This window comes from Paenibacillus rhizoryzae, assembly GCF_059686995.1.
Map to the genome: position 1 here is coordinate 52,544 of NZ_JCAALT010000014.1, position 20,636 is coordinate 73,179.

The 20,636-nt window shown below is 51.5% G+C and carries 18 protein-coding genes; 4 read left to right on the top strand and 14 right to left on the bottom strand.

Annotated features, from left to right (window positions below; all coding sequences use genetic code 11):
• Window positions 1-10 precede the first annotated feature (10 nt).
• From AC6ESO_RS28120 to AC6ESO_RS28135, 4 genes are all read right to left on the bottom strand, one after another.
• Window positions 11-454: a YqhG/Tai3 family protein gene (locus tag AC6ESO_RS28120; RefSeq protein ID WP_497094285.1), complete on the bottom strand. Its 444-nt coding sequence runs from the start codon at window positions 452-454 to the stop codon at window positions 11-13.
• A gap of 150 nt (window positions 455-604) precedes the next feature.
• Window positions 605-2,146, bottom strand: coding sequence for an MDR family MFS transporter (locus AC6ESO_RS28125; RefSeq protein ID WP_497094286.1), 1,542 nt, complete (start codon window positions 2,144-2,146; stop codon window positions 605-607).
• Between the two features lie 56 nt (window positions 2,147-2,202).
• Window positions 2,203-2,829: a PadR family transcriptional regulator gene (locus AC6ESO_RS28130; RefSeq protein WP_497094287.1), complete on the bottom strand. Its 627-nt coding sequence runs from the start codon at window positions 2,827-2,829 to the stop codon at window positions 2,203-2,205.
• Between the two features lie 156 nt (window positions 2,830-2,985).
• Complete coding sequence (locus AC6ESO_RS28135; protein WP_497094288.1) at window positions 2,986-3,831, bottom strand: amidohydrolase family protein; 846 nt, start codon at window positions 3,829-3,831, stop codon at window positions 2,986-2,988.
• Between the two features lie 113 nt (window positions 3,832-3,944).
• On the opposite strand from AC6ESO_RS28135, the gene AC6ESO_RS28140 reads away from it, so the two are divergent.
• On the top strand, window positions 3,945-4,700 hold the full coding sequence (locus AC6ESO_RS28140; protein WP_497094314.1) for an endonuclease/exonuclease/phosphatase family protein: 756 nt from the start codon (window positions 3,945-3,947) through the stop codon (window positions 4,698-4,700).
• Between the two features lie 38 nt (window positions 4,701-4,738).
• On the opposite strand, the gene AC6ESO_RS28145 is transcribed toward AC6ESO_RS28140, so the two are convergent.
• The 4 genes from AC6ESO_RS28145 to AC6ESO_RS28160 all read right to left on the bottom strand — a co-directional run bounded on the left by AC6ESO_RS28145 (window position 4,739) and on the right by AC6ESO_RS28160 (window position 8,603).
• Complete coding sequence (locus tag AC6ESO_RS28145) at window positions 4,739-5,647, bottom strand: fumarylacetoacetate hydrolase family protein (protein ID WP_497094289.1); 909 nt, start codon at window positions 5,645-5,647, stop codon at window positions 4,739-4,741.
• Window positions 5,648-5,723: 76 nt separating this feature from the next.
• Window positions 5,724-6,497 carry a glucose 1-dehydrogenase gene (locus AC6ESO_RS28150; RefSeq protein WP_494816758.1) on the bottom strand — a complete coding sequence of 258 codons (774 nt, stop codon included), beginning with the start codon at window positions 6,495-6,497 and terminating at the stop codon, window positions 5,724-5,726.
• Window positions 6,498-6,559: 62 nt separating this feature from the next.
• On the bottom strand, window positions 6,560-7,318 hold the full coding sequence (locus AC6ESO_RS28155) for an IclR family transcriptional regulator (protein ID WP_497094290.1): 759 nt from the start codon (window positions 7,316-7,318) through the stop codon (window positions 6,560-6,562).
• A 583-nt stretch (window positions 7,319-7,901) separates the two neighbouring features.
• Window positions 7,902-8,603 carry a stalk domain-containing protein gene (locus AC6ESO_RS28160; protein ID WP_497094291.1) on the bottom strand — a complete coding sequence of 234 codons (702 nt, stop codon included), beginning with the start codon at window positions 8,601-8,603 and terminating at the stop codon, window positions 7,902-7,904.
• A gap of 189 nt (window positions 8,604-8,792) precedes the next feature.
• Between AC6ESO_RS28160 and AC6ESO_RS28165 the strand changes: the two genes are divergently transcribed.
• Both AC6ESO_RS28165 and AC6ESO_RS28170 read left to right on the top strand, forming a co-directional pair.
• Complete coding sequence (locus AC6ESO_RS28165) at window positions 8,793-9,701, top strand: helix-turn-helix domain-containing protein (protein WP_497094292.1); 909 nt, start codon at window positions 8,793-8,795, stop codon at window positions 9,699-9,701.
• 91 nt (window positions 9,702-9,792) lie between these two features.
• Window positions 9,793-10,779 (top strand): phytanoyl-CoA dioxygenase family protein, encoded by a 987-nt coding sequence (locus tag AC6ESO_RS28170; RefSeq protein ID WP_497094293.1) that lies wholly within the window; start codon window positions 9,793-9,795, stop codon window positions 10,777-10,779.
• 54 nt (window positions 10,780-10,833) lie between these two features.
• Here AC6ESO_RS28170 and AC6ESO_RS28175 read toward each other — a convergent pair whose 3' ends face one another.
• Window positions 10,834-11,616: a VOC family protein gene (locus AC6ESO_RS28175; protein WP_497094294.1), complete on the bottom strand. Its 783-nt coding sequence runs from the start codon at window positions 11,614-11,616 to the stop codon at window positions 10,834-10,836.
• A gap of 246 nt (window positions 11,617-11,862) precedes the next feature.
• Here AC6ESO_RS28175 and fabV point away from each other — a divergent pair, with 246 nt between their 5' ends.
• Complete coding sequence (gene fabV, locus AC6ESO_RS28180) at window positions 11,863-13,053, top strand: enoyl-ACP reductase FabV (protein WP_497094295.1); 1,191 nt, start codon at window positions 11,863-11,865, stop codon at window positions 13,051-13,053.
• Between the two features lie 64 nt (window positions 13,054-13,117).
• On the opposite strand, the gene AC6ESO_RS28185 is transcribed toward fabV, so the two are convergent.
• The 5 genes from AC6ESO_RS28185 to AC6ESO_RS28205 all read right to left on the bottom strand — a co-directional run bounded on the left by AC6ESO_RS28185 (window position 13,118) and on the right by AC6ESO_RS28205 (window position 20,621).
• The gene (locus tag AC6ESO_RS28185; protein ID WP_497094296.1) at window positions 13,118-15,643 is read right to left on the bottom strand and encodes a discoidin domain-containing protein; all 2,526 of its coding nucleotides are present in this window, start codon (window positions 15,641-15,643) and stop codon (window positions 13,118-13,120) included.
• A gap of 211 nt (window positions 15,644-15,854) precedes the next feature.
• Window positions 15,855-16,973 carry a Ger(x)C family spore germination protein gene (locus AC6ESO_RS28190; protein ID WP_497094297.1) on the bottom strand — a complete coding sequence of 373 codons (1,119 nt, stop codon included), beginning with the start codon at window positions 16,971-16,973 and terminating at the stop codon, window positions 15,855-15,857.
• The gene (locus AC6ESO_RS28195; protein ID WP_497094298.1) at window positions 16,970-18,055 is read right to left on the bottom strand and encodes a GerAB/ArcD/ProY family transporter; all 1,086 of its coding nucleotides are present in this window, start codon (window positions 18,053-18,055) and stop codon (window positions 16,970-16,972) included. The genes AC6ESO_RS28190 and AC6ESO_RS28195 overlap by 4 nt, the downstream gene beginning before the upstream one ends.
• Window positions 18,056-18,062: 7 nt before the next feature.
• Window positions 18,063-19,487 carry a spore germination protein gene (locus AC6ESO_RS28200; protein ID WP_497094299.1) on the bottom strand — a complete coding sequence of 475 codons (1,425 nt, stop codon included), beginning with the start codon at window positions 19,485-19,487 and terminating at the stop codon, window positions 18,063-18,065.
• Between the two features lie 120 nt (window positions 19,488-19,607).
• Window positions 19,608-20,621: a Gfo/Idh/MocA family protein gene (locus tag AC6ESO_RS28205; RefSeq protein ID WP_497094300.1), complete on the bottom strand. Its 1,014-nt coding sequence runs from the start codon at window positions 20,619-20,621 to the stop codon at window positions 19,608-19,610.
• Between the last annotated feature and the right edge of the window lie 15 nt (window positions 20,622-20,636).

Sequence of the window (20,636 nt, forward strand, 5' to 3'; positions counted from 1 at the left end):
TACGGGCCGATTAGTCGGTTTGATCGATCAGCCATTTGTTGTTTTCTTGTTTCAAGACGTACATGATCGTCGTGATCATCGGTTTCTTCTCTAATTTACTATCCACATCTACATAGGCTACATATTCACCGTTTTGATTTTTGCCCAGGTTGCGCAGCTTAGCTTCGGATATCCGAAATCCGGGCGTAAACTCACCGACTCTGGTTTGATAGCTGGAAGTCAGAATTCTCTTATTCGCGGCATTATCCTCTTCATTCCTATAGTTGATATTCATATTAATGAGCTTCACGCATTGCAGAAACTCACCTTCATAGTCGCGTTCATCGATGTAGATGACTTGTTTGTTTTCCGGTGATGCATTCACATGTGAAGCTGCTCCATAGGCTGAGGCCATGATTGCAAAGGTCAGCATCAGGACAGTCAAACTTCTTTTCACATTCACGATCAGGTTCACGCAATAATCCTCCCTTTCTTATTCAATATGAACAAGAAGAGGATTTCTTAATCCGAGTAGGTGATTATTGCTAAGCACTCTGGGAGTATTTATGTAAAAAAAGCTGCCTCAAACGTCGCGAGTTGCGCGTTTTGAGACAGCTTTGGTTGATTAATGCGAGGATGTGCCGTATTCGCTGCTCTCGGCCATCGCATCCAGCTTCTGGCGACCCATGAAGAATGCGAATGCCAGTGCAAGCACCGATGGAATGATCGCCCACATGAAGGTGTACGTAATCGAGGATGAAAGTGCGGCTACGATCTTATCCAGCACTTCAGCCGGGATCAGCTTTCTCGTTTCCGGCGTCAGAATGGCACGCGGATCGCTGAGATCCAGACCTGCCGGCAGTTCAGCAGCGCCGCCGCCAGAACCCGCAAAGGCATCCTTCAATTTATTCGTCATCACATGGCTTTGAACGATCCCGAATACGGTAATCCCAATTGTCATCCCAAGCGAGCGAAGGAAGTTAAGCGTTGCACTCGCAGCTCCGCGCTCCCTTGGCGAGAAGGAATAGATGGCGGCGTTGCTGAGCACCGAGAACGAAGCTCCGATTCCAAGTCCGACCAATATCATAAACACCGTCACGATAAACCGCGTCGAATCGACGCCAAGCGTTGTCAGAAGCACGTTACCGGCAACCAGAATCCCAAGGGTAGGAATCATGATGGAACGGAAGGTCATCTTCGTCATCAAGAAACCGCCGCCCGTTGCCGTCACAACCGTTCCGAGCATCATCGGCAGAAGAACCATGCCGGCATTCGTTGCTTTACCGCCGAGCACGCCTTGAATGAAGATCGGAATGTAAACGGAAGCGGTAATGAATGCGGCACCGCTGAACATCGCAATTGCATTACTGCTCCAATACAACCGTTTACGGAACATATTAAACGAAATAATCGGCTCCGACACTTTACGCTCAATCATAATAAAGGCTATCAGCAATACGGCGAAGCCTGCAAACAAACCAAGAATCATGGATGAATCCCAAGCATATTTCTTACCGCCGAGCTCAAGCGCGAACATGAGGCACACGATACCCGCAACAAGCGTGAAGGCGCCGCCCCAGTCGATTCGCTGCTTGGCATGCTCAACCGATTCTTTATAGAAGATCGCAATCATCAAGAAAGCAATTAGTCCAAGCGGCAGGTTAATGTAGAAAATCCATTCCCAAGCGATATAGTCCGTAATATACGCACCAAGCAGCGGTCCGAAGATACTCGACATACCGAATACGGCACCGAATAAACCGCCGAGCTTACCGCGGCTCTCGAGCGGCACGGCATCGAACATAATGGTGAAAGCAATCGGCACGAGCGCGCCGCCGCCGATCCCTTGAATCGCGCGGTAAATGCTAAGCTCGATAATCGAGTGCGCGGTACCGCAAAGAATGGAACCGAGCATAAAGGTTAAGATCCCGAATATAAAGAATCTTTTGCGTCCATACATATCGGACAGTTTACCGAAGATCGGCATGCCCGCCATCTCAGCCACCATATAAGCGGATGTGACCCATACAAATTTGTCCATGCCGCCAAGGTCATGAACGATCGTCCCCATCGCCGTAGCTACGATGGTGTTGTCCATGGACGCCATAAGAATGCCCAGCAGCAAACCCGCGACAACAATACCTACATTACTTCGTTTTGCCAGCATTTTGAGTAGTTCCCCTCCATTGTGTACATCTTTGTTCTGTCCATACGGTTCATCCGTCATGCATCGGAGTCTTCGTCATCCATAGGTGTCGAATTGATCCACACCTGCTCCCCATCCTCCAGCCTCGTCAAACTGCCATCCTTGATCTCACGGATAAACGATTGCAGCCAAGCGAGCTCCGACTCCAACTGGTTGACGATAAACTCCTGCTCAATTAGGAAAATCCGCGCAAGTCCTTGTGAAACCGCAGCATCATTCCCTGCACGGCGCTGCACGATGTCTTGCTGCACGGAGTTAATTCGCCGCTCCAGAAGAGCAGCCGTTTCCTGCGGCGAAATATGGCCGATAAACGATAATGCCACCGGTAATTGCGGATATTCTTTCACGGGGGCATATATCAGCTCTCGGATCCACTCGTGAAACTCCGCAACGCCGGCATCCGTCGGCGCATAGATCGTCCGCTCGGGATGCTTCCCTTCCCGCTGTGTTTCCAGCGGCACGATCCACGCCAGCTTGAGCAGCGAATCCACTACCGAATAAAGCGAGCCATTGTTAAGCTTGATGACATCCGGAATGCCGCGCTGCTTCATCGTGGCGGCGATTTCATACGGATGCATCGGTCTTTCATTCAGCAGCGATAAGACGGCTAGCGCCAGCATGTTGCTTACTTTTCGTTTGGCCATCCTTTAAGGACTCCCTTAAGAAATGATTCGAACTCACATAGTCCATTTCGACTATACGAAATAGAACAGTCACTGTCAACCGCCTCCGGCATGAGAAAATAAAAAAACCTTGGGCTGATGAGCTATAGGATTAAGCTCCCCCAAGGTTTAAATGTTCTATAACGACAGTTTATAGAAGGCAGCCGCATTGCCGCCGTATAAAGCTTCGCGCTCTTCTTCGCTAAGCGTAGTTGGCAGTGTTTCATCCAGCACGTCGCATACATCCTTGTAGCTCCCGGCAAGCAGACAAACCGGCCAGTCACTGCCGAACATTATTCGCTTCGTACCGAAGGACGCCACGATATGTCTTACATAGCTCGTAAACTGCTCCGGCTTCCAGTCATCATGCGCGGCTTCGGTAATCATGCCCGACAGCTTGCAATAGATGCCTGGATATTGCGCTGCGATCTCGCTCATTTGTGTTGCCCAAGGCTCGAGGATCCCCTCTCGAATATGCGGTTTGCCGATATGATCGATGACGGCATGCAAACCCGGTGCTTGCTTAAGCAACGCTAATGTTGCAGGCAATTGATGCGAAACAATGAGCAAATCAACGGGAAGCTTGATCTCAGCCAAGTAGCGAAGCGCCTCCAGCGATTGCGGATTCAGCGCCTCGAAAGGATCGCTCATATCTTGAATCATCACGCGGATGCCGACAAATTTCGGATGCTGCCGGAAGCCATCCAACGCGCTGCGCCAATTCGGATCTTGGAAGTCCAGCCAGCCAACTACGCCGGCAATGGATTCCGCATGATCACTGAGCGAGAGCATGTAGGCCGTTTCTTCGTGGGTCGCTGCCGCTTGGACTACGATCGTACGCGATACTCCGGCAGCCTCGAGCGCCGGTTCCAAATCCGCTGGACTATAATCGCGGTATAATATCGGACCTGCTGCCGGTGTCAGCCAGCCATAGTCACCGCGGTCTAATTTCCAATAGTGCTGGTGGGCATCAATTCTTATCATCCTGATTTGACTCCTTTAGGAACGATTTTGTAGTTGTGAGTTGAAACGCTTCCATGTTATATTTTGGTTTTCAGAGAAATGAAATTGATTGGAGGAACACGACCGTGAAGTTCATGACGTTTAACCTGAGAGTCCATGTTGAATCAGACGGCGACAACGCTTGGCCACACCGGATTCAAGAAGCAGCCGAAGCCATTAAGCAAGCAGATGCCGATGTCGTCGGTACGCAGGAAGGTACTGCTGCCATGCTGCAGGACCTGCAGGCGCTGCTGCCTGACTATCGCTGGCTTGGCATCAGCCGCACCGGCCAGCTGGAAGGCGAATATTGCGCGATATTCTATCGGCATGCCGTGCTTGAGCCCGTCGAAAGCGGACATTTCGGCCTGTCCGAATTTCCCGAGCAGCTAGGCTACACAAGCTGGAACTCCGCCTGTCCCCGCATGTGCAGCTGGACCAAGCTTCGTCAATCAAACGGCGAAGAATGGGTCGTGTTCAACACCCATTTGGATCATATAAGCGCTGAGGCTCGCACGAACGGGGTTAGGCTGATCGTGGAGCGAATGAAACAGTCTTCTGCCATTGCAGGCGATATCCCTGCTATTCTTACAGGTGATTTCAATTGCGGGCCCGACAGCGATGTCATCGGCGCCTTGAACGAGCTCGGACTCCTAAACGCTTACGCTTCGCTCGCCGGAGAACCTGGTCTCACCTTCCACGACTATCATGGGGGAGAAGACGGCGTACCGATTGATTATATTTTCGTTTCACCTAATGCCCTTGTACGTAACGTTCATGTTGACCGGAATCTCTATAACGGACGCTATCCTTCGGATCATTATCCGGTCGTCGCGACTGTCGAACGGCGTTAAATTCTTAAAAAAAGGAGTGCCGAGGCACTCCTTTTCTCTTATTCTGCGTCTGCTACGAAACGGTTCGTCAGCGCGCCCAGTTTCTCGATTTCAATTGTTACTTCGTCGCCCGGCTTCAAGTACACTTGCTGCTCGACCGGAAGACCAAGCACAACCCCTTCAGGCGTCCCCGTCAAAATCACATCGCCCGGCACAAGCGTCATATGCTGCGACACATAGCTGACAATCTCATCGCAAGCGAAAATCATATCCGATGTATTGGAATTCTGGCGAACTTCGCCGTTCACCGTGGATTTGATCCACAGATCATTCGGATTGCCTACTTCGTCGGCAGTTACCAGGTAAGGACCGAGCGGGCTGAAATCGTCGCAGGACTTGCCCAGCAGCCATTGCTGTGTACGAAGCTGCAGGTCGCGCGCGGACAGATCGTTCACGGCGCAGTAGCCGAATACGTGAGAGAGTGCGTCTTCTTTGGCCACATACTTGGTTTTCTTGCCGATAACGATAACAAGCTCCGCTTCATAATCCAGCTTCTCCGTTACTTTCGGAACCGCGATGTCTTTCAGATGGCCTGTCAGTGTATTGTTGAATTTATTGAACAGAATCGGATAAGCCGGAATTGGCGCGTTCGTTTCTTCCGCATGTTTGCGGTAGTTGAGCCCGATGCAAATGATTTTGTTCGGATGCGTGACGCATGGTCCCCATTCGATTTCGCTTTCTTGACGAACATAGGATTCGCCGCCAGCTACTTGAAGGGAAGCGATATAGTTTCTAAGGGAAGAGGCAGCAGCCTCTCCGCCTTCAATAACGGCCATCACCGTTGATGGCACTTCCGCGCTCGCGTTTCCGGCAGCCGCCTGAAGGGCTGCTTCTACGTCTACAACCCCGTTCTCTGTTACTACGCCAAGCGCATTACGACCTTGTTTGGAAATGCTAATGAGTTTCATAAGTGAATGGGCCTCCGATCTTATAGTAGAAAGTGAATGAAAAGAAAAAGCTAAATTCAGCTTGGATTAGTTAAGCTTAAGCGTTCTTGCCGAATACGACGCCGCCGTCCACATAGAGTGGAGCGCCCATCACGAACGAAGACTCATCGGATGCCAGGAAGAGCGCTGCTTTGGCAACATCCTCCGGTAACCCCAATTCTTCGCTAAGTTGGCGTTTCTTCAAGCCTGCAATCGCCTCTTCCGGATCGGCGTAAGAGGTTTTCAGGTAGTTCTCTACGAATGGGGTCATGATGGTACCCGGTAGAAGTGCATTAACACGAATATTATAAGGCGCGTAGTCTACTTGCATCGACTTCGTAAGCGCAAGAACGGCGCCTTTCGTTGCAGCATAGGAAGCACGGCGTGCCAGACCGATTTCGGCAATACAGGAAGACATGTTGATGATCGAGCCGACACGGCGCTCCATCATATGAGGGATGACATATTTGGAAGGCAAGAAAACGCCGCGAATGTTGACGTTAATGACGCGGTCCCAAGCTTCCGGTTCGATCTCATGCAGCAGGCCAACGCCGCTGATCCCCGCATTGTTGAAGAGCACGTCGATGACGCCGTAATGAGCGATAATTTGATCCACCATGGCGGAAACTTCAGTCGGATTGGTGACGTCCGCACGGATGAAGATCGCTTCTCCGCCCGCTTCTTTAATCTCATTCACCGTAGCTGTCCCGTTCTGCTCGGACAGATCATTGATGACGAGCTTTGCACCTTCGCGAGCAAACAATAGCGCTGTGCTCTTGCCGATACCGGAGCCCGAGCCTGTAATGAGAATTACTTTATTTTGCAATCGCATTCTCTCATCTCCCTCATAGGTTGTGGTTGTAATCGTGTGCGATACCTAGGCAGGTGATCGCGTTACTTGGGTACCGATAGTCGTTGTGCAAGCCCTGTCATTTCTTCGATTGCTTGGCTCGACTTGACCTCCCATTGGTGAAGCAGCATGGAGCAGCTGACGGCAGCCGTTTGGTTCGCGTTCGTGCCGGCTATTATGGGAGCCGCCACGCATCGGAAGCCCATCACGGACTCTTGATCATCTAAGGCGTAACCTTGCTTGCGAATGACATCCAGCTGGGCAAACAGCTCATCACGGTTGTCGATCGTATGGGGCGTCAGCTTCGTCAGCTCAAGCTGCGGGTACAAGGCGAGCCGTTCTTGCTCGCTTAATTGCGAGAGCATGGCTTTGCCCAGCGCCGTTGCATGTGCAGGAAGCCGCATGCCTGGCTCGGATTGCAGCCGGACCGGCGAAATCGCTTCCACTTTTCCCATGTACAACACCTGGTCGTCCACGCGTTTCGCGAGCTGAATGGTCTCCTGCAGCCGATCTCGAACCGATATCGCTTCGTCCAAGAAAAATTGATGCAGATCATATTGCTTCAAATACGAGGAACCGAACTCGGCAAAAGCATGGCCAAGCACATACGTATCGCCTGCCGCCCGCTTCACCCAGCCGAGAATTTCCATCGTGCTCAGCATGGAGAACATCGAGCTCTTGTTGATTTCAAGCTTCTTCGATAAGTCGATCAGCTTATGCTTGGCTGGCTCCCGCGCCAAAACGGCCAACACTTTATCCGCTTTCTCCAGCGCCGGCACCCAGTACTTGCGTTCCTCAGACACGCCAATCGCCTCATCCATTGTTGATGAGTTGGTTTTGTATATAAAACCAACTTCTTTATAGTAAACCTAACTGCTACTTTCACTATAGCTCGCCCAGTTGGTAATTTCAATAAGAAAATTGGAGGATTCGGGTTGGGATGGGGGCGTGCGGGCGGGATGGGGCAGTTAGCGATATAGCCGTTTATAGTTGTGCAGATTGCACGGTTCGGGCGGAATTTGGGGCGAGGTGCAGTTCATAAGCGGCATATCCGCTTATGATGCTTCATTTGGGTTAGTTTGGCCGCTTTAAGCGGCATATCCACTTAATTCTCCACAGCATAGGCTGTTCGAGCAGGTTTGAGGGTGTTTTTGCGATCTTAAGCGGCATATCCGCTTTTGATGCTTCATTTGGGTTAGTTTGGCCGCATTAAGCGGTATATCCGCTTAATGCTCCTCGGTAAATGCTATTCGGGCGGAATTAAGGATGGTTTGGCGATCACACGAACGAACACGCTGCGAAGAAGCTTGCGCATCATGGCCGCGCGCCACCACAACGCAACAAAGCGAGAGCAAACACCCCGCTCCCGCTCCCGCTTCCATTAAGTCACTTAAACGGACTCGGCTCCTGATTCAGCTTGACAGTGCTGAGGAGGCGTTCCTGATCGATTTTGTAAAACAACTGGTTGTTCATCACTTCGGTGATGACGGTATACGCCTTCGTAATTTGCTTATAGGTGCTGTCGTCGCCGGGATTGATGACATTGTAGCGCACCGCGACTTCGTAGATTGGCCTGTTGGCAGCGTCTTTGCCCGTCGTCCTGCCGTCTATAATCTTATAGCTCGAAATGCTGCGCATCGAAGAGCCTACCATTCCCGAGAACGGATGCCACACGCGCACATCATCCTGGATCGCCTGCGCCGAGAGCACGAGTTTGAAGTCGTCATCCGCATCATAAGAGCTGGAGAATGCACCTTGAAGCGCAGCCATGTAGCGGTTCACTACATTAATGACGCTGTTGTATTGGATATAGCCGGGAAAAGAATCATCCTTCCAAATATCAACCGTGCCGCTACCTCCGCCCGTGATGCTGACTTCCTTCTTAGCCGAGTTCCACCCCACTTCACCGCCCAGCTGTTCTGCCACGATGCGAAGAGGCACATATACGCGACTATCTCGCAAGTACGATCCGCTATCTTTTACGAGTACCCCATTTATCTTAAGTGACAACTGACCAGCGGCGTAAACAGCCGTTCCTGTTACGAGCGAACATACCACGCACAACACGGCAATCCATTTCTTCTTCATCACGACATCTCCTCATACGCGGAAATAGTTTTCCTTTCTACTATGGACGCTCCTCAGCAGCAAACAGTTGCGAGCCTCTTCGCAAATCTATTGCACAGAAGGCTGAACCTCAGCAATAATATACCCAAAGGACGCCGAATCCCCTGCGCGCCTATACGAGATTCAGCTGAAAGAAAGGATGTCCGCCGGATGCTGCCCAATCAAAGCGGTTCACCGATCATTAACAGTATTGGCGATATTATCGTGCAAGCGGGCGGTCACCAGGTTGGACCACGCACCATTGTCGATTATGAGCTGGTCTATTTTCCCGAAGGATCAGATACCATGTATGAGGTTCAAGGGCCGCAGCCCATCCAGCACCGACTGAGCGCGCCTTGTTTCGTGTTCACGCAACCGGATACCGCACACCGGTACTTGTTTGATTGCGACCGCAACGTTCGGCATCTATTCGTTCACTTCGACTACGATCTCCTGCGGGAGAAGGATCCGCGTTTCAACGCGCTGCTCAGCACGATTCACGTGGTTCCGGCCGCACAAAGCAGCTTAATCGGCGCCATCATGAATCAGATCGTCGTGGTCGCCAACTATCAATCCCACCACTGGCGGCGCAGGCTCGCCTCGCTGTTAACGACAGCCATCGAAGAACTGGCCGCCTTCGCCGATAAAACGCCGGAGTTCGCAATTAGCAGCTACCCTGTGCAAATCGCAAACAGCATCGCCTACATGGAAGAGCATCTCACAGAGCCGATTACGATCGAAAATGTCGCTCAGCAGTCCGGCTGGTCTCATGCGCATTTTACAAGGATGTTCGTCGAAGCTGTCGGCATGTCGCCCAAACGGATGCTGCTCGAGCGCAGGCTGCATCGTGCTGAGGAATTGATGATGAAAGGCGCGGGGACGGTCAAGCAAATCTCCTACCTGGCCGGGTTCGGCGATGAGCATCATTTCTCCAAAATGTACAAACGGATCCGCGGCATCACCGCAACCGAATATATGGAGCGCTGCAAAGGACCGATTTTCCGCCATACGGCGATTGGCGCCGATCCGGATCGCACTTTCGTCAATCGGCATATCGTCGTAAACCCGGATATCAAATAAACACATCGAAAATCGTTTCCTTCCATTGAAACCGCTCTCTTAATATTGCACAATAAAAGCATATCATCTCGTTACTGGAGGAATAGAATCGATGGCAACTTACTATACGCCTAAGTCCCGTGAGCGGGTTGACCGTTATCTGGTCAGTGTGGAGGAATATGCGCATTATCATCGCAACGGTTACCTCATCGTAAGAGGTCTGGTGTCAAAAGAAGACATCGCCGAACTCTACGAGCTTGCCGAGAAGACGAGAACCAAGAATAAGAAACCCGCTCGCGAGTCCAATGGCGGCGACCCGCTTCATGAAGAGTTTCTGGATGCGACACGCGTCCACATGCTCTCTCGCATCGAACCTGCCGCTGAACGCGGCATGCTGAACCCTCGCATCCTGGATGTGACCGAGGCACTGATCGGGCCGGATGTGTATGCGGTACAATCCATGATGTTCCTGAATCCGCCCGGCCGCGGCGGCCAAGGCTGGCATCAGGACGCTTGTTATATCAAGACGCATCCGGACACGCTGATCGGCGCATGGATCGCGCTCGAAGAAGTCGACGAAGAGAATGGCTGCCTCTGGGTAGCGCCGGGCTCCAACCATGAACCGATCTATCCGCCGGACGGAATCGGAGGCGGCAATGTGCATGCCTTGGATGCCTTCTCGAATTTGAATGGCGTACAGAACGTGAGCCATCTGGACGATGAAGTAAACACGTTATCGAAGGTGGTTGCCAAATATCCGCCACCGATTTCGGTTCCGATGCAGCCGGGCGACGTCTTGTTCTTCCACTCACATCTGTTTCACCGGTCGTACCCGAATAAGACAACCGACCGCTTCCGCCGCTCTTACGTCTGTCATTATTGCAATGCCCGCTCTTGGGTGCCTTGGGATCATGACGGCTACGAAGGCGATTCCGGCAACTACCGCCAAATTCTCGCACGCGGCCGCACTCACCTTCCTTATGCGGAGCCGGCTTTCGGCACCGAGGTTTATTTGTACGAAGGCGATGACAGTGACGGCAGCGTCAGCATGATGGGCATGGACAATGGCATGATGATGCCGATTGGCCAGAAGAAATAAACCAAACGGCTTCTCCTCACAGTTCATGTGAAGAGAAGCCGTTTTTCTATACGCCTACTCCGAGCAGATCATTATAACATTACCATCCGGATCTTTTACCGTGAAGAAAGCAAGACGATCGCCATGCCGTTCAATGTCGGTAAACACAGGCACACCTTGCGATGCCAAATAGGCGCGTGCCCCCTCTATATCTTTCGTTACCAACATAAATAACGTCTCATAGTTATCGCCATGTCGATGACGGTTGTCATCGATCAGAATATCGCTGCCGCTCTTCATCAGCAGGCTGTAGATGGAGTCTTCCGGCCCGATCTCATCTACGTTGTATGTCAGGCCCAGCGCCTCGCTATGAAACCGGACAGCACGCTTCATGTCCGTAACATTCAGAAAAACGCCGACGATCTGATTCATAATGGGATTCTCCGTACCTGCTTCGCGTTCCACGACCTCAGACTCATAGTCCGATTGCGTAACCATGACCGCATTGCGATCCGGATCCTCGAATCGGAAGAAAGAAAGTCCCGGATGCGGGCGATCGATTTCACTGATGCTGCTTATTCCTCTCTCCTCCAGGAATCGGCGAGCCGCCTCTATATCATCGGTTTTATACATGAATCTAACATGCGGCATATCAGGCGAGTTGCTCTTGTTGTCATCCAGTATGAGGCCTGTCCCACCTTGCAGGGCCAGCCAATAAACATTGCCTCCGTTTAGACGCTCCTCCAATACAGGCAGCCCCATTACCATGCTGTACCACGCCGCGGATCGGCGGAGGTCCGTGACGTGGACAAACACGCTTCCCACAACATGTTGAATCGGACTGATAACGTTAACCATCTGAATCCACTCCCCACTTTACGTTCGTTAGGTTACGCCCTTCGTCCCAGTCTATTCCGCGTCTTGCTCCGGCAACTTAACGTAAGTTCTATTATAGCAAAGGAAAATGTTTCCATCCCATGTAAAATCGACGGAAATTGCTTCAAATGTTGCGGATTTCCCTCATTAAAGGTACTATCAGAACATTGAGCATTGCCTATACTTATAATGCGAAACAACCGTATGAGAGGAATTGAATAGACACACATGATTATCAAACCAAGAACACGCGGTTTTATCTGCACGACCGCTCACCCAACGGGCTGTGCCCTTCAAGTGCAGGAACAAATTGATTATGTTAAAGAACACGCAGCCATCAATGGGCCTCGCAACGTGCTCGTCATCGGAGCATCCGCGGGATATGGCCTGGCAGCTCGTATTGTCGCGGCATTCGGTGCCGGCGCTAATACGGTTGGCGTCTACCGCCAAAGTGAGAGCAAAGCAAACCGCACGGCATCGGCAGGCTGGTACAACTCCGCTGCATTCGAACAGGCTGCGCAGCAAGCAGGCCTGAAATCATTCAGCGTGACAGGCGATGCCTTCACGGACGAGACGAAGCAGAAAGCGGTTGACCTGATCAAGCAGGAGCTGGGTCAGGTTGATCTGGTCGTATACAGCGTCGCTTCCGCGCGCAGAACGGATCCGAAGACAGGCGAAACGGCGAATTCCGTATTGAAGCCGATCGGTGCTGCATACACGAACAAAACCGTCAACTTCCACAGCGGCGAAGTCACTTCGATTACAATCGAGCCTGCGACGGAGCAGGAGATTCAAGATACGGTAACGGTTATGGGCGGCGACGATTGGCAAATGTGGATTGACGCCTTGCAGCAAGGCGGCGTGCTCGCAGAAGGCGCTACAACGATCTCCTACTCGTATATCGGATCGCAGATTACGCAAGCGATTTATCGCGAAGGCAGCATCGGCCAAGCGAAAGATCATTTGGAAGCTACAGCGAAGAAGCTCAACGAGCAGCTAAGCGCAATCGGCGGCCGCGCATTCGTTACCGTCAGCAAAGCGCTTGTCACGCAGTCCAGCTCCGCGATCCCTGTTGTACCGCTCTATATCTCCGCACTTTATAAGGTCATGAAGGAGAAAGGGCTGCACGAAGGCTGTATCGAGCAAACCTATCGTTTGTTCACCGAGCGCCTATATGCAGGCGGCGAGGTTCCGGTAGATGAGGAAGGTCGCATTCGCATAGACGATTGGGAGCTTCGCGAGGATGTTCAAGTAGAAGTGGCGAAGATATGGGATGCCATTACTACGGAAAACATTGAGCAGCTTTCGGATCTCGAAGGCTACCGCAAAGAGTTCTTCCAGCTGTTCGGCTTCGAAACGGCAGGCGTCGATTATGAAGCGGATACGGATCCGAACGTAGATGCACCTAATATTGTTTAATCCATGACTAAGAAAGGCCGGGCATCTCGCTGCTAGCGAGGCACCCGGCCTTTCCTGCTTTCTATTACTGATTATAAACCTCGAACTCATAAATAATAGGCGCGTAGCTGGTTCCCGATGTGTAATAAATGCGGGCTTTGCTGCCCGTTACCGCGCTGAACGTAATCACCTTCGGCACTCCGCTTGCTCCAATGGTTGTTCCCGTGTAAGCCGTCACCCATGTGGAGCCGTTCCAATACTCGATGCGATAACCCGTCGTTCGGCTGTCATACTCGGTGAGCACAACCTTATTGAAGGTGGTGTTCGCCCCGAAGTTCACTTCCAGCCACTGACCGCTCCAGCAGCCGCTGCAGGCCTGCCAGTTCGTCGCTGTTGTGCCATCGAAGGCTTTTGGCGCCTGCTGATTGGCATCCCATGAGGAGGAACTGGAGTAGGTTTTGCCTAGCGCCAGATTCGGCACATCATAATAAACCTCGAATTCATAAATAATCGGGGCATTCGCTGTTCCCGAAGTAAAATATATTCTCGCTTTACTGCCGGTTACTGCGCTAAACGTAATCGTCTTCGGCACGAAGCTTGCACCGATACTCGTACCGGTATATGCGGTTTGCCATGTGGAACCATTCCAATATTCGATCCGGTACCCTGTTGTCCGGCTGTCATATTCGGTGAGCACTACTTTATTGAAAGTCGTGTTGGCACCGAAATCCACTTCCAGCCATTGACCGTTCCAGCAGGTATTGCACGCCTGCCAGTTCGTCGCCGTTGTGCCGTCGAAGGCTTTCGGCGCTTGCTGATTCGCATCCCACGAAGAAGAGCTGGAATACGTCTTGTTCAGCGCCAAATTCGTTAAGTTAGGCGCAGGAGTCGACGTTTTCTGCACAAGAAGCACCCAATCGTTCGCGTCCGGCTTGGCCGGTATGTTCCACTGGCCGGATATTGCCTGCGCGCTGCCGCTAATCGTCGTGTAGGCACCGGTTCTCGGATTGTACCAACGGGCATTGTAAAGGAACGCATTGTCCATTTGTTTCAAGGTGCCGGTACTGGTCGTGCCGTTAAAGAAGAAGACCGAATACACCGAATTACCATCGGAAGAAAGCAGCGACCTCGATGTATCGTTGAACGCCCCCCAGCTGGCATCATCGAATCGCGGAACAAGCTTCCACCACTCCAGCGACGTATAGAAGCTTTTAAAGTACGTCAATTGATCGCCCGTTGCATAGTTCGCGCCATCATACCACCAGGTGTACCGCGCCGGAAGCTCGTAGCCGGTGCCGAAATCATCTGCCGCGCCCGAAACGGAATATACATCGTTCCACGTGCCCGAAGCTCCATAGCCATACCCGTAAATCCCATACTGGAACGACTTGTACGCAGCGCCTAAAGCACCGCGAGAATCCGTCCAGAAGCCGTCGTATGCGCTTTCATACATAACCGAAGGTTTGGCTGTCGTAAAGTTCCAGAAGTCCTTCGCCGTACTCATGCCGGTCATATCGCCTTGCCACTGAATCGCCCAGCCATCATGATAAGGCTTGCTCGCCCAAGTGGAATTCGATGCCACCGACGTACCGGTATTCTCCATATGCGGCATGAGCGGCTGGTTGTACGCATCATTGTCCGAGATGCTCTGCCCGACCGCATACCATTTGCTCATCGTCGTGGCGTTGTAGTTGTTGTACATGTTGCGGTCGATCTCCTGGGCAATCGTCCAGATCACCGGATAAGAGCCATACCTCGCAACCCAATATTTAGCCACACGCGCCATGTAGGCATCCGTATACACGCCGCTATAACTAGCCGGATCAAGTGCCCAAGTTACTTGCGCATTGGCATGGACAAGCCCTTGATCGGCAATATACTTGAATTTCCGATCCAGGTTATCAAAACCGGGCAAGTCACCGCTCGAGAAGCCGTCGCTCAGGTTCGCTACCGCCTCTTCATCCGCTCCGGTATGCGTGCCTCCGCCATGCGGCTGCCAAATCGGCTCGGATTGATAGACCGTGAAGCCTTGGCCTACGCGTTTATCCACCACATATTTGAACTGTGAGGCCACTCCTGCCTTATTCGAGGTCGAGAACCGTTCATGCGGCAAAATCCAATGCGTATCGCCTAAGTAAAAGAACGGTGTGCCGTCATTATACGTGAGATAGCGGCCATTGCTGCTTACCTTCAGGAAACCCTTCTGGTAGATCGCCTGGCTACCGGTATAGGCATCGGCTTGAATCGTTTTCGTTACATTGTGCAATCCGGTATCCGTCGTATCGTTTGCGGCTGTCGTCATCGTCCAAGCACCGGTCACCGTCGGGGCAAACCGAACCTTCCAAACGGCTCCGCCGTTCCAGAAAGCCGGACGGGTAATCGTAACTCCGCCGGGCCCGCTGAAAGTCGCGGTCACGTCCACATCTTGAAACGGGTTTGTGTACGTCTTGGAGCTGGTAAATGAAATCTCGACAGTCTGCCATTTCTGCACGGTGTAATCTGCTGCGAATGCTTGCTGCGGAATGACAAGTGCCCCCATCATGATGGCGAAGGCCAGCAGTAACGAGCTGAACCGCCGCTTTCTCAAACCTACGCGTAAACCGGTTAACATATCATACACTCCCTCTCGGATCATATGTTAATACTTCGGTTTCCAGCCGCTCACTTGCGGACGCCGCTTCCCTCCTTTCCTGCATGCCGACCAGCCTGCTTTCTTATCTCCATCGCAGGCACTCCCCTCCTATTCTCAGTATAGAAAATCGTCGGCCCCTGGAACATTGCTGCATTTTTCTATTTATTTGCTTCATTATGGTTCTTCTGCCTTACGCCGACTTCCCGGTATTATTAATCACCACCGTGAAGCTGCATGTTGCCTTTATTGAGGGATAAACCTCAGGCCAGTTCAATTTCTCCCAAGCGGCATAGCTCATATGATTGCGAACCGGAATGCCCATTCCAATGCTATCAACACGGTTTTTCTGCATAAAGGCAATCAGCTTCTGGCCCCGCTCAGTCAGTTTCTTCGCAACCTGCTGCTCGATTCGTTTCTGGTCCCCGGGCTCAGTGAGGGAGAGCTTGCCGGTGTATTCAAGAACCGATCCCTTGATCTTGATGTGAATGTGAACCGAAGGCACTCCGGATGAATCGCGGCCGACCTTCACCCGCCAGCGGCTTATGAGAGAGCTGAACAAGATGGTATCTCCCATACTCTGATGGCCATTCAATTGGACTGCGACCTCGCCCTGCTTGAAGGAACCTCTAAGAAAAGCAAATATGATCCCTTCCTTGGCAGGAATCATCGTGATGTAGCGGTCATCCCGAAACAAGCCCACACCATCGATATTAATATGCTCACCGGAATCTCTGAGAACAGGCATAACAGGATCAATTCCATCATCATACAGATCTCGTGTGAAGGAGTAGAGCGACGTTAAGGGGATCGTCCTGCCCATTGCTTCCTTATCCAGAATCCCATCGATATATTTACCGGTAATGGGATGCTGCTTATAGTCCTTCTGCAGCAATTGTTTGGCATTCCCGTTCACGACGGATAGTTTGAGCCGCGGAGAAATAGAAGGATCACGCAGTAAGGTGTCCAAATGCTTGATCATTCCGCTTCTCGCAATTGACATGCTGAATAACGCATTGCGGAGTTGACCACTGACCAGCAGCAGATTGGTCTGTTTCGCGAGCTTGGTTCTGGCTTCTTTCCCACTCGCTGCGACCGCACTCAGCACCTCGCGCTGCGTGCGTGCTTGCGGATCCGCCTTCGGCATGGAAACGGCAATCTCAAGCCTATTGTCATCCACCAAATCATAGCTGCTCGTTTGGGAGAAACCGAGCTTCTCGAGAATCCGCTGATCGCCGCAGCCCGTTAAGGTCATTGCAACAGTCAGTGTAACCAGCAGCAGCAGCATTATTTTTCTCATGTTCAGCTTCATGCGGATGCCACTTTCTCCCGCGTGAGTGCCAACACTATAATGAGCAGCAGCGGCAAGGTAAACGCAATGATGCACTCCACGGCACTGAACATTTTGAGCCATGTCTGCACATCGCTTATCGTGTCAGGGACATAGGCGACAATATAGCACAGCAGCACAATGATGCCGGCAAGCACATTTTCTTTCATTTTCGGAAATATTCTGCGGCCCGTCTCCTTTGCCGACCATAAATACATGACGACTGTAAACACAGTTGTGAATAGGAAGAACCCGCAGAATAAACTCTCCAGCCGCTCGACGAACGGGAATTTTATATACGCCATGAGGTCCAGCAGTGGATACAGCATTCGGTTCAATTGTTTCGGGCTTAAGAAGCCGAATGCGACAAAGCAAATATAGGTATAGATTATCGTTGTCAGCAGACTGCCGAGGATGCTTGAGCGGAGAAATTTAGTCTTGGCATCGGTCGAAGGAAAGGTAAGCATCACTAGCTCATAGCCGAGATAGGCCGAATATATGCCGACAAAGTCTGCCAAAGAGCCTGTTCCGCCTTTAAGAAAGAACGGCGTTAACCTCGCAAAGCTGAATTCGCCATAGAAGAAAAACACCAGCAGCAGCATCCACACTGAGAACCAGAAGAACATCGTGGCGGCTTTTGAAATATTGTACAGCCCCTTGATCATCAACCAGAATATCAGCACATCCATGACAAGCTTGAACACCATCGGATTAGTCGTAGGAAAGGCCAGCATTTGAAAAATAAGCACGTATTCCTTGCCAACCAAACAACCCAGCATAGCCCACACGCCGACAAGAAACAAATAAAGCGGCATCAACAGCATTCTGGGAATCACATGTTCCAAAATATCGAAGATCGATTTACCCTTGCCGAGCTTATAAACAGCCCCGATCAGCAGCAAATTGATGATGACAATCAGCCCGTAGCCGGGCAGTACAATCCACCCATTCGTACCGAAGGTTTTGCTCAGCATCTGCGGAAGCATGAAGATAACGACTCCAAACTGCATCATGTAGACAAGTATGGTCATATGAAATGCAGACAGCTTCTCTGACCCATTCATAGGCAGCTCACCTCTTCATCTTGGTTCTGATCTTATTCTTCGTGCGCGTCTGGGAAGGACGGTAGTTCAGTTTGTTGAATGAGGCGCGGAAGAGCACATCACGCCACTCGCTGGGCTGAGAAGGTGCGATCGGAGTCAAGTAAGAAGAACCGAAGCTGGTCATACCGCTCAGGTGAATCATGACAGCAGCCAGGCCCATTGCCAGTCCGAGATTCCCCCAGAATCCGGCCAACAAGATCAGACCGAATCGGATGAGACGTATCGAAGCGCTCATGGTATAGTTCGGGATAACGAATGAAGCAATGGTCGAGGAAGCAACTGCAATAATGAGAATATTACTGGTTAAACCAGCTTGCACGCCGGCTTGACCGATAACGATACCGCCGACGATACCGATGGTTTGCCCGATTTTTGTCGGCAATCTGGCGCCGGCTTCTCGGAGCAGCTCGATTGTAAGCTCCATCAGCAACGCCTCGTACACGGGAGGGAAAGGCACCCTGCTGCGGGATTCCGCCAGAGTCAAAATGAGGTTTTGCGGGATCATTTCGTAATGATAGGTTGTGACCGACACATAGAGCGCTGTGAAGATCATCGTGATGAAGAGGGCAATGAACCTTAAAATTCGCGTCGCCGAGCCGAGCATCCAGCGCATGTAATAATCGTCGGAAGAGGAGAAGAATTCAACGAATGAAGCGGGTATGCTGAATGCCGTCGGACTTCCGTCCATCAATCCGACCACGCGTCCGGCTACAAGCTTGGAAGCGATAGCGTCGGGACGTTCAGAGGTCAATATTTGCGGGAAAAGTGCGTAAGGACTATCGTCAATAAGCTGAATGAGCATGTTTGTATCCAGCACGGCATCGATTTCAATGTCCTCGATTCGTTTCTTGAGCTCATTGATATACGATATATCGGCTAAGTCTTTGATATAGAGCACATAAACATCGGATTTCGTAACCTCACCTACTGTGAGCTTGATTACTTTAAGATGGGAGCTCCTAATCCGCTTGCGAAGCAAGCCAAGACTGACACCGGCATCCTCCGTGAATGCGTCATGAGGCCCTGTAATCGTTGTTTCCTGTTCCGATTGGGAAACCGAGCGCCCTTCGTTGCCGGAAACATCCACGACATAAGCGTAGCCTTCATAGAATACGGCTGCTCGCCCGGATAAAATGCTGACAATGAGTTCTTTGCTGTCTGTCATCGGAACAAATTTCGAATGCTTTACGAACTGCTGCATCTGCTCTTGATCCGCAGTTTCGATCAGATTGATCAAATCTCTGTACAGCTTATCCCCTGCTATCAGGTTGCCGATAAAAACAAGATCAACCCCGAGATTAGGAATCGTACGGTGAATGAGATCACTGCAGTCCTCGAACTCATGCAGGGTATGTGATAGCGTTGGCAAAGTATGCTTTTCAGTTGAAGTCATAGATATACCTCCGCTGGATGGTTTTTCCGTTATTATGTATCGAATGGAAGCACTCTAACCGCACGACAAAAAGAGAGCCGCCCTAATGGCAGACTCTCTCTTCCTTCCAGCTCTTGCAGCTTACAGCTTGATCTTCTGCCCCAAGCGTGCGCTCTCTACCGCGCCGAACACCATGGCAACACTCTTAATGTTATCGTGGCAGTTCGTCTCGGCAAGACGATTCTCCTCGAGCGCTGCGAACATTTCATCCATGCAGCCGAAGTGACCTTCACGCCCGTTCCATTCTTGACTGCCTTCCACCCGCTTCATTTCACGAATGAAGCCCTCCGCTTTCGAGCGATCTACGCTTTCGCCGTACGGCATCGTTGCACCGTCCCAGCGCGCGCTTCCCTCGCTGCCGGTGACGCGCCAGTTCGCTTCCCACGAGGTATTGAGTCCATCTGCGCACCAGGAACCGTTATAGGTAAATACCGATCCGTCGCTCATTTCAAAGATACAAACGGCCGCTGCATTTCCTTTGTACCAAGAGCCCGGAGGGTTATATTCGTGGCAATAGACCGAAACCGGATCAGCGCCGCTCAGGAAGCGGGCTTGGTCGAAGGTGTGAATCGCCATATCCACGATCAGCGGATTATCCATCAGATCGCGGAAGCCGCCAAAATGCGGTCCGAGGAAAAAATCCGCATGTATCGCGCCAACCGTCCCAATTGCTCCGGAGCCGATCAAATCCAGGAAAGTACGGATTTGCTTGTTATAGCGGCGATTTTGCATGACGGCATAGCTTCTGCCTGTTTCTTTGCTTACCGCTACGATCTCTTCCGCGTCAGCATACGATTCGGCCATCGGCTTCTCGCCCAATACATTACAGCCTGCGCGCATGGCCGTTGTTACGATCAGTTTATGGCTGGCCGGAATGGTAACATCGAATACAAGATTGGCATCCGTTTCTGCTAAAGCCGTCGCCAGATCGGTGAAGGTCGGTACTTGCAGGCCGCGCTTAGCTGCCTGTGCTTTGGCGCTTTCTTCATAAATGTCGACTAGGCCGACAATTTCAGCATTTTCCCGTTCAACCGCGTAATCGATCCATGTATTGGACATGCCTCCGCAGCCTGCTACCACAATGCGATGCTTCATCGTTCATCGAACTCC